Source organism: Citrobacter sp. CK195, from assembly GCF_030333365.1.
GTDB classification, from domain to species: domain Bacteria; phylum Pseudomonadota; class Gammaproteobacteria; order Enterobacterales; family Enterobacteriaceae; genus Citrobacter_B; species Citrobacter_B koseri.
The window spans coordinates 126,142-140,371 of the sequence record NZ_JAOWGB010000024.1 but is presented as its reverse complement, the minus strand read 5'-3'; the positions used below and the strand labels follow the sequence as shown (position 1 = coordinate 140,371).

Sequence of the window (14,230 nt, the reverse complement as noted above, 5' to 3'; positions counted from 1 at the left end):
CCGGCTGACAATTCTGCGGAGAATCGCTTTCCTCAGGCTATACTTTCCGCAAAACTCATTACCAGGCGGAATCATGATCGCACCAAAACAACTTCCCTCCCTGCGTTTACCGCTGGCAGGACTTCTGATGTTGACGCTGCTGTGGGCAGGTTTCACCGTGCACAGCCATTGGGAAGCGTTTATCCAGTGGTGTCTCGCCGCCCAGATCACCCTGCACCGCTATCTGGTCATGTATTTGCTGCAACTCAATAACCACCAGTACACCGGCGGGCTATGGCTGCTGACCGGCGCGTTCTTCTACGGCGTACTGCATGCGATTGGGCCGGGGCATGGGAAATTTATCGTCACCACCTGGCTGAGCACGACGAAAGAGAGCCTGCTTGCCGCGCGGGTCGTGCCCTTTATTGGCAGCCTGATGCAGGGCGTCAGCGCCATACTGTTCGTGTTTATTCTGGCGGTCGGCTTCAACCTGGCCGCCGGCGATCTCAGCACCAGCCGCTGGTACGTCGAGAAAATCAGCGCCGTCCTGATTGGCGCGTTCGGGCTATTTATCATCTACCAGGCGCTAAAAACCCTGCGTCCAAGGCCCATTTTCTCGCGTTTCTCTCTGCCGCACAGCCACGACGAACACTGTGGCTGCGGGCATCACGGCGTGGGCGCAGAACTCACCGACGGCAACTGGAAAACACGCCTCGGCGTGATTCTGGCGACAGGCGCCCGCCCCTGTAGCGGGGCAATCATGATTTTACTGTTCTCCAACGCGCTCGGCATTGTCAGTTGGGGGATTGCCGCCGTCATGACCATGTCCTTCGGCACGGCGCTGTCGATTATGGGGCTGTCGCTGGCGGTACGTTACGCACGCAACCAGACCCAGGCGCTGTTTGCCGGGAACCATGCCCCCCTGCGCTGGCTGGGGCCGGTTATCCGCATCATCGGCGGTCTGGCGCTGGTACTGTTTGCCCTCATTCTGTTTCTGACGGTGATCCCCATCAGTGCGAACGGTGATTATATTGCGGCGGGGTGTTAACCTGTTTGCCGGGCGATAGCGTGCTTATGCCCCTGTCTTTCCCTACCTCCTTTGAATTACCCGTCCCATCAGGGATAATACCCACACAATGTGTAATCTCAGGATCGCGATGAAACATTCTCTGCAACGCCGCGCTGGACGAAAACGCCAGATGAAACTCGGCACGACCGTGATATTGATGGTCAGCGCCGTGTTGTTCTCCGTGCTGCTCGTCGTCCATCTGATTTATTTCTCACAGATCAGCCACATGACGCGCGACGCGCTGGCAGATAAAGCGCTGGCGGTCGCCCGTACGCTGGCGGACTCCCCGGAAATTCGCCAGCGTATGAAGCAAAAGCCGACAGAGAGCGGCATTCAGGCGATCGCCGAGGCGGTTCGCAAGCGCAACGATATGTTATTTATCGTAATTACCGATATGAAGAGCATTCGCTATTCACACCCGGAAGCGCAGCGAATCGGCCAGCCGTTTAAAGGCGACGACATCCTGCTGGCGCTACAGGGGCATGAAAACGTCGCCATCAATCGCGGTTTTCTTGCCAAAGCGCTGCGGGTTTTCACGCCCATTTATGACGACAATCATCAGCAGATCGGCGTCGTGGCGATTGGCCTTGAGCTCAGCAGAGTAACGGAGCAGATCAACAACAGCCGCTGGAGCATCATCTGGTCGATTCTGTTCGGCGCGCTGGTGGGATTGCTGGGCACTTACGTGCTGGTGAAGGTGCTCAAACGCATCCTGTTCGGCCTGGAGCCGTATGAAATTTCCACGCTGTTTGAGCAGCGCCAGGCGATGCTGCAATCCATCAAAGAGGGGGTGGTCGCCGTTGACGACGGCGGCGAGGTGACGTTAATCAACCAGGCGGCGCAGGAACTTCTCGATTACCGCAAATCGCAGGATGACGCGCACTTATCCTCGCTTAGCCACGCCTGGTCGCAGGTAGTGAATCTGAACGACGTGCTCCGCGACGGTACGCCGCGCCGGGATGAAGAGATTACCGTTAAAGATCGTCTGCTGCTTATCAACACCGTTCCGGTACGCAGCAATGGAAAAATCATCGGCGCGATCTCCACGTTCAGGGACAAAACAGAAGTCCGCCAGCTCATGCAGCGTCTGGACGGAATGGTCAACTACGCGGATGCACTCCGTGAACGATCCCACGAATTTATGAACAAATTACATGTCATTCTGGGATTATTGCATCTGAAGAGTTATAAGCAGCTTGAAGATTATATTATTAAGACGGCTAATAACTATCAGGAAGAGATCGGCTCACTGTTGGGGAAAATAAAGTCGCCCGTTATCGCAGGCTTTTTGCTCAGTAAGATTAATCGCACCTCCGATTTAGGGCACAGCCTGGTGATTAGCAATGAAAGTCGATTACCGGACAGCCGTAATGAAGATCAAATCACCGTATTGATTACCATTCTGGGCAATTTAATTGAAAACGCGCTGGAGGCGCTAGGTCAACAACCCGGCGGTGAAATCAGCGTATCCTTGCATTATCGGCATGGCTGGCTGCATTGTGAAGTCAACGATGACGGGCCGGGAATTGACCCCGAACGCATAGAGCAAATTTTTGACAAAGGCGTCTCGTCAAAGGGAACGGAGCGTGGCGTCGGTCTGGCGATAGTAAAACAGCAAGTTGAGAGTATCGGCGGCAATATTACCGTCGAATCGGAACCCGGGATCTTCACACAATTTTTTGTTCAAATACCCTGGGACGGGGAGAGGACCAGCATATGATCAATGTTTTAATTGTCGATGACGATGCGATGGTAGCAGAGTTAAACCGCCGCTATGTTGCGCAGATCGCTGGCTTTCATTGCTGCGGCACCGCGTCTACGCTGGAGAAAGCAAAAGCGTTTATTTTCGATGGCGAAAACCATATTGATCTGATTTTACTGGATATTTACATGCAGAAGGAGAACGGGCTGGACCTGCTGCCCGTCCTGCACAGCGCCGGATGCAAATGTGACGTCATCGTTATCTCCTCCGCCGCCGACGCCACCACCATCAAAGATTCGCTCCATTACGGCGTGGTCGATTATTTGATCAAACCGTTTCAGGCTTCCCGCTTTGAAGAGGCGCTGACCGGCTGGCTGCAAAAGAAAACGGCGATGGAGAAGCACCAGTATTATGAACAATCAGAGCTGGATCGGCTGATTCACGGCAGTGCATCCAATGAGCCGGATACCCGACGCCTGCCTAAAGGGCTGACGCCGCAAACGCTGCGCACCCTGTGTCAGTGGATCGATGCGCACCAGGACCAGGAATTTTCAACTGACGAGCTGGCGAATGAGGTCAATATTTCCCGCGTTTCCTGCCGTAAATATCTTATCTGGCTGGTCAATTGCCATATTCTGTTTACCAGCATCCATTATGGCGTGACCGGCAGACCGGTTTACCGTTATCGTATTCAGGCCGAACATTATTCTTTACTTAAGCAATATTGCCAGTAGAAAAGAAGCCGCTTCGCATTATGCGTTATATAAAGGTAACAATTATTACAATAATGAAAAATAACAAAGGCACAAGTTACACCCTCAAAAATAGAGAATTTGTGCCAGATCAAATATGAACACAAATATGTTTTAATTCATCAGCTTATTATTCAGAAGCGTCACGTTGTTTTTAATTTCAAAAACGGTAACAAAAGTTAATTAAGTATTATGTGACTCGTAGAGTGTGTATTTTTAACTATAAAGGAGTAGTCTGGGATTCACCGGACACATAAAAAAAATTAAAATAACGCTATTTTTGTGAGCAGACGATATGTTCCTGAAATTCAGTGACATAGAATACAAAACACACAACCTGCCCTGCTCTTCTTTGTTAACCAGCCCATCGCCAGGGAGCTTCGTTCTCTGAATACGCCATAAACAGAAGCCAAGAATGACTCATGATTTACTGAAAAATTCTTATTTCATGTTTAGAGATTAATCATCAATACAGACAAAGCGAATATTCGTCAGGCTCTGAGGACAACTCACAAAAAACAGAACATGACTGTGATCTATTTATCAAAAATTAAACAGGTTTATCGCGAGGGTAGATAAATGTTATTTAGTATACAACTTATCATAATATTAGTGTGTTTGTTTTATGGCGCCAGAAAAGGCGGTATCGCGCTGGGTTTATTAGGCGGTATCGGTCTGGTCATTCTGGTCTTTGTTTTCCACCTCCAGCCGGGTAAACCGCCCGTCGACGTGATGCTGGTGATCATCGCCGTGGTCGCCGCCTCCGCCACGCTACAGGCCTCCGGCGGCCTGGATGTGATGTTGCAGATTGCCGAGAAGCTGCTGCGTCGCAACCCCAAATACGTCTCCATCGTCGCCCCGTTTGTAACCTGCACGCTGACCATCCTGTGCGGTACGGGCCATGTGGTGTACACCATTCTGCCCATCATCTACGACGTCGCGATTAAGAACAATATTCGCCCGGAACGTCCTATGGCAGCCAGTTCTATCGGCGCGCAGATGGGGATCATCGCCAGCCCGGTTTCTGTAGCGGTCGTTTCGCTGGTCGCGATGCTGGGTAACTTCACCTTTAACGGTAAGCATCTGGAGTTCCTTGACCTGCTTTCCATCACCATTCCATCGACCCTGCTGGGTATCCTGGCTATCGGTATTTTCAGTTGGTTCCGTGGTAAAGATCTGGATAAAGACGAAGAGTTCCAGAAGTTCATCTCCGTCCCGGAAAACTACCACTACGTGTATGGCGACACCGCCACGCTGCTGGATAAAAAACTGCCGAAAAGCAACTGGCTGGCCATGTGGATCTTCCTGTCAGCCATCGCCGTTGTCGCTCTGTTAGGCGCCTTCTCTGAACTGCGTCCGGTCTTCGGCGGCAAACCGCTGTCGATGGTGCTGGTCATTCAGATGTTCATGCTGCTGACCGGCGCGCTGATTATTATCCTGACAAAAACCAATCCTGCTTCTATCTCAAAAAATGAAGTCTTCCGTTCAGGTATGATCGCGATTGTGGCGGTGTACGGTATTGCCTGGATGGCGGAAACCATGTTCGGCGCGCACATGACTGAAATCGAAAGCGTGCTGGGCGAAATGGTGAAAGAGTATCCGTGGGCCTATGCGATTGTTCTGCTGTTGGTCTCCAAGTTTGTAAACTCCCAGGCGGCGGCGCTGGCAGCGATCGTTCCGTTGGCACTGGCTATCGGCGTAGACCCGGCTTACATCGTGGCGTCAGCACCGGCGTGCTATGGCTACTACATCCTGCCGACCTACCCGAGCGATCTGGCCGCGATTCAGTTCGACCGTTCCGGCACCACCCACATTGGTCGCTTCGTCATTAACCACAGCTTTATTCTGCCCGGTTTGATTGGCGTAAGCGTCTCCTGTGTATTTGGCTGGATCTTCGCCGCCATGTACGGGTTCCTGTAACAGCACCTTGCGTGCCGCCCGTTATCGCGCGGCACGCCATCTATACAATTCAAATAATTCAGGATAATTAAAAAGGCTGGAAGCATATGTCGAATAAAGAATTTATATATCAGGCGCCTTTCCCGATGGGGGAAGACAAAACGGAGTATTATCTCCTGACCTCCGATCACGTTAGCGTTGGCGAATTTGAAGGAGAGTCGATACTGAAGGTTGAGCCACAGGCCCTGACGCTCCTGGCCCAGCAAGCCTTCCACGATGCCTCCTTTATGCTCCGCCCGGAGCACCAGCAACAAGTCGCCTCCATTCTCCATGACCCCGAAGCCAGCGAAAACGATAAGTACGTCGCGCTGCAATTTTTACGCAACTCCGAAATTGCCGCTAAAGGCGTTCTGCCGACCTGCCAGGATACCGGCACGGCGATTATCGTCGGTAAAAAGGGCCAGCGCGTCTGGACGGGCGGCGGCGATGAAGCCGCGCTCTCCAAAGGCGTGTTCAACACCTATATCGAAGACAACCTGCGCTATTCGCAGAACGCCGCGCTGGATATGTACAAAGAGGTCAACACCGGCACCAACCTGCCCGCGCAAATCGACCTCTACACGGTTGATGGCGACGAATACAAGTTCCTTTGCGTGGCAAAAGGCGGCGGCTCGGCGAACAAAACCTATCTGTATCAGGAAACCAAAGCGCTGCTGACGCCCGGCAAGCTGAAAAACTTCCTCGTTGAGAAAATGCGTACCCTGGGCACCGCAGCCTGCCCGCCGTACCACATCGCGTTTGTGATTGGCGGGACATCGGCGGAAAGCACGCTGAAAACCGTGAAGCTGGCCAGTGCGCATTATTACGACGGTCTGCCGACTGAAGGTAACGAACACGGCCAGGCCTTCCGCGATATTCAACTGGAACAGGAACTGCTGGAAGAGGCGCAGAAGCTCGGCCTCGGCGCACAGTTTGGCGGTAAATACTTCGCGCACGATATCCGGGTAATCCGCCTGCCGCGTCACGGCGCGTCCTGCCCGGTCGGCATGGGCGTCTCCTGCTCGGCTGACCGCAACATCAAAGCCAAAATCAACCGTGAAGGGATCTGGATCGAAAAACTGGAACACAATCCCGCGCAGTACATCCCGGAAGCCCTGCGTCAGGCCGGTGAAGGCGAAGTGGTGAAAGTTGACCTCAACCGGCCGATGAAAGAGATCCTCGCCCAGCTTTCACAGTACCCGGTATCAACCCGCCTGTCGCTGAGCGGCACCATCATCGTCGGTCGCGATATCGCCCATGCGAAGCTGAAAGAGCGCATCGAATCCGGCGAAGGTCTGCCGCAGTACATTAAAGATCACCCCATCTACTACGCAGGCCCGGCGAAAACGCCAGCAGGCTACCCGTCCGGCTCCCTGGGGCCAACCACCGCAGGACGCATGGACTCCTACGTTGACCTGCTGCAATCTCACGGCGGCAGCATGATCATGCTGGCGAAAGGCAACCGTAGCCAGCAGGTCACCGACGCCTGCCACAAATACGGCGGCTTCTATCTGGGCAGCATTGGCGGCCCGGCTGCGGTGCTGGCGCAGCAGAGTATCAAGCATCTGGAGTGCGTGGAGTACCCGGAACTGGGGATGGAAGCGATCTGGAAAATCGAAGTGGAAGACTTCCCGGCGTTTATCCTGGTGGATGACAAAGGCAACGATTTCTTCCAGCAGATTGTCAGCAAACAGTGCGCGAACTGCGCGAAATAACCTGCCCGGCCCGGCGATCCTGTCGGGCCGTTTTTCCCTTTATTTACAGCATGGCGGATACGCCGTTTACCCCCCGATGGCGCTACGTTTATCAGTCCTGTGGCGACGATCGCAGGTCGCCCCACAACCTTAAAAACTTAAGGTTGGCTTAATGTTGCTTTGCGAGGATCGGCGCACTTAGTTGATGGACATACCATAATGCTGAAGCGCGTTTTAAAAAGACCGACCCTCGGACACATTACCTGGCTGTTACTCCTTTCATTCTACATCGCCGTCTGTCTGAACATCGCTTTCTACAAGCAGGTGATGCAAGCCCTGCCGCTGGATTCAATGCACAACGTGCTGGTGTTTTTATCCATGCCGCTTGTCGCGTTTAGCGTCATCAATATCGTACTGACGCTGGCGTCGTTCCTGTGGCTTAACCGCCCGCTGGCCTGCCTCTTTATTCTGACGGGCGCCGCCGCGCAATACTTCATCATGACCTACGGCATCGTCATGGACCGCTCCATGATCGCCAACATGATGGATACCACACCGGCAGAAACGTTCGCGCTGGTCACGCCGCAAATGGCGCTTACGCTGGGATTAAGCGGCCTTCTGGCGGCGGTAATCGCCTGTAGCATCAAAATCAAACCGACCTCTCTGACATTACGCAGCGGCGCGTATCGCGCCCTCAACGTGCTGGCTTCGCTTTTGCTGATCGTGCTGGTCGCCGCCTGCTTCTACAAAGATTACGCCTCGCTTTTTCGCAATAACAAAGAGCTGATCAAGTCTCTCAGCCCGTCGAACAGCCTGGTCGCCAGTTGGTCGTGGTATTCACATGAACAACTCGCCAACCTGCCTTTGGTACGCATTGGCGAAGATGCGCATCGCAATCCCGCGATGCTGAAAGAAAAACGGCATAATCTGACCATCCTGATCGTCGGCGAAACCTCGCGTGGGGATAACTTCTCGCTGTCTGGCTATTCACGGCACACCAATCCGCGTCTGGCGCAGGATAATGTGGTCTACTTCCCGCACACCACCTCCTGCGGCACCGCAACGGCGATCTCGGTTCCCTGCATGTTTTCCGGTATGCCGCGTAAACACTACAACGAAGGGCTGGCGCACCATCAGGAAGGGTTGCTGGACATCATTCAGCGAGCCGGAGTTAGCGTGCTGTGGAACGATAACGACGGCGGCTGTAAAGGCGCCTGCGATCGCGTGCCGCATCAGGATATGACCGCGCTGAAATTGCCGGGTCAGTGCATTAACGGCGAATGTTACGACGAAGTGCTCTTTCACGGGCTGGAGGAATACATCGATAAACTCCAGGGCGATGGCGTCATTGTGCTGCACACCATCGGCAGCCACGGCCCGACCTATTATCACCGTTATCCGCCGCAATTTGCGCAATTTACCCCGACCTGCGACACCAATGAAATTCAGACCTGTTCGCAGCAACAGTTAGTGAATACGTACGATAATACCGTACTGTACGTGGACTATATTGTTGATAAGGCAATCAATATATTAAAAGCGCATCAGGATAAATTCACCACCAGCCTGGTCTATCTTTCCGACCACGGTGAATCTTTAGGAGAAAATGGCGTCTATTTGCATGGGCTGCCATACGCCATTGCGCCGGATGCACAAAAGCATATCCCGATGCTCCTCTGGCTCTCGGAGGATTATCAGAAACGTTACCGGACAGACCTGACATGTTTGCAAAAGCGGGCAGCCCAGGAGGATTTCTCGCAGGACAACCTTTTCTCAACCATGCTCGGATTAACGGGCGTACAGACCAGGAACTACCAGGCCGCAGACGATATTCTGCAACCTTGCAGGAGGCTAACTGAATGAAAATTCTGATTGTTGAAGACGATACGCTGTTATTACAGGGACTGATACTTGCTGCACAAACGGAGGGTTACGCCTGCGACGGCGTTTCTACCGCCCGGGCGGCGGAACACTGTCTGGAAACAGGGCATTACAGCCTGGTCGTGCTGGATCTTGGGTTGCCTGATGAGGACGGTCTGCATTTTCTGACGCGAATAAGACAGAAAAAATACACCCTTCCGGTATTGATCCTCACCGCCCGCGACACGCTCAACGACCGCATCACCGGGCTGGATGTCGGGGCGGATGATTATCTGGTGAAGCCGTTTGCGCTGGAGGAGTTACATGCGCGTATTCGCGCGCTGCTGCGTCGTCATCACAATCAGGGTGAAAGCGAATTGACCGTCGGCAATCTGATGCTGAATCTGGGGCGTCGTCAGGTGTGGCTGGCCGGGCAAGAGCTTATCTTAACGCCCAAAGAGTATGCGCTGCTGTCGCGGCTGATGCTCAAAGCAGGCAGCCCGGTACACCGTGAAATCTTGTATAACGACATCTATAACTGGGATAACGAACCGTCAACCAATACCCTGGAAGTGCATATTCACAACCTGCGCGACAAAGTGGGGAAATCACGTATCCGCACGGTGCGCGGGTTTGGTTATATGCTGGTTGCCGTTGAGGAAAACTAAGTGAACCTTACGCGTTTTCTGCACAGACCGATGACCCTTCGTCAGCGTCTGATGCTGACCATTGGCTCTATCCTGCTGGTGCTGCAACTGATCAGCACCTTCTGGCTATGGCACGAGAGCACCGAGCAGATTGAGCTTTTCGAGCAGGCGCTGCTGGAGGACAGGAATAACGATCGGCACATCAGGCATGAGGTTCGCGAAGCGGTCGCCAGCCTGATCGTTCCCGCCGTGTTTATGGTCAGCCTGACGCTGCTGATCTGCTATCAGGCCGTCCGGCGCATCACCCGCCCGCTTGCCGACCTGCAAAAAGAGCTGGAAGCCCGCACGGCCGATAACCTGACGCCTATCGACATTCACAGCTCGACGATTGAAATTGAAGCCGTCGTCTCGGCGCTTAACCAACTGGTCACTCGCCTGACGACGACGCTGGAGAATGAACGCCTGTTCACCGCCGACGTCGCCCACGAGCTACGCACGCCGCTGGCGGGCGTGCGTCTGCATCTGGAACTGCTGGCGAAAGCGCACAACGTTAACGTCACGCCGTTGATTGCGCGTCTTGATCAAATGATGGACAGCGTCTCACAGCTGCTGCAATTAGCGCGCGTGGGGCAGTCGTTCTCATCCGGTAATTACCAGTCGGTGAAGCTGCTGGATGACGTGATCCTGCCCTCTTACGATGAACTGAACACCATGCTGGAAACACGCCAGCAGACGCTGCAACTGCCGGAAAGCACAGCAGACGCCACCGTGCGCGGCGATGCCACGCTACTGCGTATGCTGTTGCGTAATCTTGTGGAAAATGCGCACCGCTACAGTCCGAAAGGGTCAACCATCACCATTATCCTCAATAATGCGGAAAGCGACGCGATGATGGCCGTCGAAGACGAAGGGCCGGGAATTGATGAAAGTAAATGCGGGGAGTTAAGTGAAGCGTTTGTCCGCATGGACAGTCGCTATGGCGGTATCGGGCTGGGATTGAGCATCGTCTCCCGCATCACGCAGTTGCACCACGGGCAATTCTTTTTGCAAAACCGTGTGGGAACGACGGGAACCCGCGCGTGGGTGCTGTTGAAAAGAGATCAGTAAGTCGTAACCCAGACATACAGGAAACTGCTGACAATCAGCATACTGAACAGGGTTGTCAGACTTTCATACATTCGCGTTTTCATCACACTCTCCTCCGATGGTCTGGAGGAGAGTATGCCTGACGAAGATTAAGCGAACATTAAGATTTGTCGACCTGATAAACGCAGTCTGTAGGCCTGATAAGCGTAGCGCCATCAGGCAAAGGTGTTGCACCGTCTGTAGGCCTGATAAGCGCAGCGCCATCAGGCGGTGCGCTAAAGCTTACTCGTCAATACGCGGATGCTGCTGCACTAACCGCGAACGTTTAGCCTGCAACTCCTCAATCTCCTGATCGATATCTTCGATTTTCTGCTCGATATTATCGTAGTGCTCGCCAAGGATTTCTTTCGCTTCCTGGATATCCGAGGCCGCTGGCGTCGCCCCTTTCAGCGGACGGTTGGCGGTCTCTTTCATGGTAATACCGGTAATAAAACCGACGACCGCAATCGCCATCAGGTAATAGGCTGGCATCATCAGGTTCTGCGAGCTTTCCACCAGCCAGGCGGCCAGGGTCGGCGTCAGACCCGCAATCAGCACCGAGATATTAAACGCCGCCGCCAGCGCGCTGTAACGGATGTGCGTCGGGAACATCGCTGGCAGAGAAGAAGCCATCACCCCGGTAAAGCAGTTCAGGATCACCGCCAGCATCAGCAGACCGGCAAAAATCAGGCCGATAATATTACTGTTGATCAGAATAAAGGCCGGAATAGCCAGCGCAAACAGCGCGATACTGCCCATAATCACAAACGGACGGCGACCGAAACGGTCACTGAGCAGCCCCATCACCGGCTGCACAAACAGCATCCCGATCATGATGGCGATAATAATCAGCACGCCGTGGTCTTCCGAGTAGTGCAGGTTATGCGACAGATAGCTCGGCATATAGGTGAGCAGCATGTAGTAGGTCACGTTGGTGGCAATCACCAGGCCGATACACGCCAGCAGGCTGCGCCAGTGTTTGGTTGCAATCTCTTTAAAGGAGACTTTTGGCCCTTCCTGCAAACCTTCGCGATCGCCCTGCTCCAGCTTATCCACATGCTGCTGGAAGGCCGGGGTCTCTTCCAGCGCATGGCGCAGATAAAGACCAATGATCCCTAGCGGCAGTGCGATGAAGAACGGAATACGCCAGCCCCAGTCGAGGAAGTTCTCCTCGCCGACAACGGTGGAGATCAGCACCACCACGCCCGCGCCCAGCACGAAGCCCGCAATGGAGCCGAAGTCCAGCCAGCTTCCCATAAAGCCGCGTTTACGGTCTGGCGAGTATTCGGCGACAAAGATCGACGCGCCGGTATATTCGCCGCCGACCGAGAAGCCCTGCGCCATCTTACACAGCAGCAACAGTATCGGCGCCCAGATGCCGATAGAGGCATAAGAGGGAATCAACCCGATACAGAACGTACTGATCGACATAATCACAATCGTGATGGCAAGAATCTTCTGGCGACCATATTTATCGCCGAGCATACCGAAGAATAAGCCGCCAAGCGGTCGAATCAGGAAGGGAACGGAGAAGGTGGCAAGTGCGGCAATCATCTGCACGCTGGGGTCAGCCCCCGGGAAAAACACTTTACCTAACGCGTAGGCGACAAACCCATAAACACCAAAATCAAACCACTCCATCGCATTACCCAGCGAGGCTGCGGTAATCGCTTTACGCAGTTTACCATCATCAATAATGGTCACATCGCGAAGCGTAATCGGTTTTACTTTTTTCCTTTTCAGCATAGCTGTCCTCGTAGACTAAGCCCTGTCTCGCTACATACTGCATTCATTGGCGCACAAAGCGCTAACGTCACCGTCGAGCGTTGGAATCGTGCGGGCACAATTCCTCGTAGAACAAGCGTAGCAGGTTTACTTACACTGACTGGTCAAGGTCTGTACAACCGAACCTGTTGACGCCTGATTGGGCGGTTAATGACCTCTTTACCCTACCAGTGTTTAAATTTGTGATCAACTTCACACATATATTGCCGTTTCGTCAGCGAGCGTAAATAAGGGCATTTTTATCTGTATTTTTACATTGTCAGCAAAGCGCATTATTGACAATAAATGAGAGGCGATTTCGTTATTCTTTTCGAAATATCACGTCCGTCACTATTATGCTGCTAGCAAAAAATCCGCCATAACTCTTCACAAACAATTTACAGCATTTTTAATAATCATCGCGTTCCCTGGCCTTTACGTAAAATATGTGATGAAGATAACTAAAACAGTGTTTTATTTTGATTGAATCAATATTCCACTGAATGCAAGATAACACCCGACGCAACATCCCTGAGGATTGTGACAAACAGACGTATGCCACATTCGATTATGTATCACGCAGGGAGAAAGAGGGTTTCCCGCCGTTCTCTTTGTGAAATAACAAATTGAAATTAAATAATATTTATCGACTTGTCCGTTAGTTCCGCGCGACAAGATGTGAGGACTTTTATGAAAATTAAAGCCACGATTGAACGCATCCCTGGCGGGATGATGTTGATCCCTCTGCTGCTCGGCGCAATTTTAAATACCCTGGCCCCGGATACCGGCGCCTATTTTGGTTCATTTACAAAAGGCATGATCAGCGGCACCGTGCCGATTCTGGCCGTCTGGTTCTTCTGTATTGGCGCCTCGATTGATTTGCGCGCTACCGGGACGGTATTACGTAAATCGGGTACGCTGGTTATTACTAAAATAGCCGTGGCGTGGGTGGTCGCGATGATTGCCGCCTCGTTTATCCCGGATACCGGTATTCAAACCGGCTTCTTCGCCGGTTTGTCCGTACTGGCGATCGTCTCCGCAATGGACATGACCAACGGCGGCCTGTACGCCAGCCTGATGAACCAGTACGGCACCAAAGAAGAGTCCGGCGCGTTCGTCCTGATGTCTCTGGAATCTGGCCCGCTGATGACGATGGTGATTCTGGGTTCCGCAGGCCTCGCCTCCTTCGAACCGCATCACTTTGTCGGCGCCGTGCTGCCGTTCCTGATTGGCTTCACATTAGGCAACCTGGACCACGACCTGCGCGCGTTCTTCAGCAAAGCCACACCAGTGCTGATCCCGTTCTTCGGCTTTGCGCTGGGTAACACCATTAACCTGAGCGTGATTGTCGATACCGGCCTGCTGGGCATCCTGCTGGGTGTCGCGGTTATCATTATTACCGGAATCCCGTTGATTATCGCAGACCGCGTCATTGGCGGCGGTAACGGCACTGCGGGCGTCGCGGCCTCCTCTGCGGCAGGCGCTGCGGTAGCAAACCCGGTGATCATCGCGCAGATTAACCCGGCGTTTGAACCCGTCGCCGCGTCCGCCACGGCGCTGGTTGCCGCCAGCGTGATTGTGACGGCGATTCTGGTTCCGATTATCACCGCCCTGTATGCAAAACGTTTCGGCAACGTCCCGGCGCCGGGCAACGCGAAGGCAAACCCAACGGAATCCCTCCATCACTAAACGTCATACGT

General features: G+C 53.4%; 11 protein-coding genes. 9 read left to right on the top strand and 2 right to left on the bottom strand.

Translation table 11 applies throughout. The annotated features are described in order from the left end of the window. The first annotated feature begins 73 nt into the window (after positions 1–73). The 8 genes from OGX93_RS11850 (at position 74) to pmrB (ending at position 10,748) form a co-directional block, all read left to right on the top strand. Positions 74–1,027, top strand: coding sequence for a nickel/cobalt transporter (locus tag OGX93_RS11850; RefSeq protein WP_071257272.1), 954 nt, complete (start codon positions 74–76; stop codon positions 1,025–1,027). A 109-nt stretch (positions 1,028–1,136) separates the two neighbouring features. Continuing rightward, entirely contained in the window at positions 1,137–2,768 is a 1,632-nt protein-coding gene (locus OGX93_RS11845; RefSeq protein WP_024130815.1) for a sensor histidine kinase, read from the top strand. Further along, positions 2,765–3,484 (top strand): two-component system response regulator DcuR, encoded by a 720-nt coding sequence (gene dcuR, locus OGX93_RS11840; RefSeq protein WP_012134518.1) that lies wholly within the window; start codon positions 2,765–2,767, stop codon positions 3,482–3,484. Before OGX93_RS11845 ends, dcuR begins: the two co-directional genes overlap by 4 nt. A gap of 597 nt (positions 3,485–4,081) precedes the next feature. Next, a complete protein-coding gene (gene dcuB / locus OGX93_RS11835) occupies positions 4,082–5,422 on the top strand; it encodes an anaerobic C4-dicarboxylate transporter DcuB (RefSeq protein WP_012134520.1) in 1,341 nt (446 codons plus the stop codon). A gap of 86 nt (positions 5,423–5,508) precedes the next feature. Beyond that, the gene (fumA, locus tag OGX93_RS11830; RefSeq protein ID WP_071257269.1) at positions 5,509–7,155 is read left to right on the top strand and encodes a class I fumarate hydratase FumA; all 1,647 of its coding nucleotides are present in this window, start codon (positions 5,509–5,511) and stop codon (positions 7,153–7,155) included. Between the two features lie 198 nt (positions 7,156–7,353). Further along, positions 7,354–8,997: a phosphoethanolamine transferase EptA gene (gene eptA / locus OGX93_RS11825; RefSeq protein WP_214143876.1), complete on the top strand. Its 1,644-nt coding sequence runs from the start codon at positions 7,354–7,356 to the stop codon at positions 8,995–8,997. Continuing rightward, on the top strand, positions 8,994–9,662 hold the full coding sequence (gene pmrA, locus OGX93_RS11820; protein ID WP_012134524.1) for a two-component system response regulator PmrA: 669 nt from the start codon (positions 8,994–8,996) through the stop codon (positions 9,660–9,662). Before eptA ends, pmrA begins: the two co-directional genes overlap by 4 nt. Then, positions 9,663–10,748, top strand: a complete 1,086-nt coding sequence (pmrB, locus tag OGX93_RS11815; RefSeq protein ID WP_024130816.1) for a two-component system sensor histidine kinase PmrB — start codon at positions 9,663–9,665, stop codon at positions 10,746–10,748. It abuts the gene before it with no gap. Here the strand turns inward: pmrB and pmrR are convergent. Beyond that, positions 10,742–10,831 carry an LpxT activity modulator PmrR gene (pmrR, locus tag OGX93_RS11810; protein ID WP_052194426.1) on the bottom strand — a complete coding sequence of 30 codons (90 nt, stop codon included), beginning with the start codon at positions 10,829–10,831 and terminating at the stop codon, positions 10,742–10,744. The two genes, pmrB and pmrR, sit on opposite strands and share 7 nt — an antisense overlap. Positions 10,832–11,009: 178 nt before the next feature. Beyond that, entirely contained in the window at positions 11,010–12,512 is a 1,503-nt protein-coding gene (proP, locus tag OGX93_RS11805) for a glycine betaine/L-proline transporter ProP (protein WP_047459579.1), read from the bottom strand. A gap of 708 nt (positions 12,513–13,220) precedes the next feature. On the opposite strand from proP, the gene kdgT reads away from it, so the two are divergent. Further along, positions 13,221–14,219, top strand: coding sequence for a 2-keto-3-deoxygluconate transporter (gene kdgT, locus OGX93_RS11800; RefSeq protein WP_071257264.1), 999 nt, complete (start codon positions 13,221–13,223; stop codon positions 14,217–14,219). Positions 14,220–14,230: the final 11 nt, after the last annotated feature.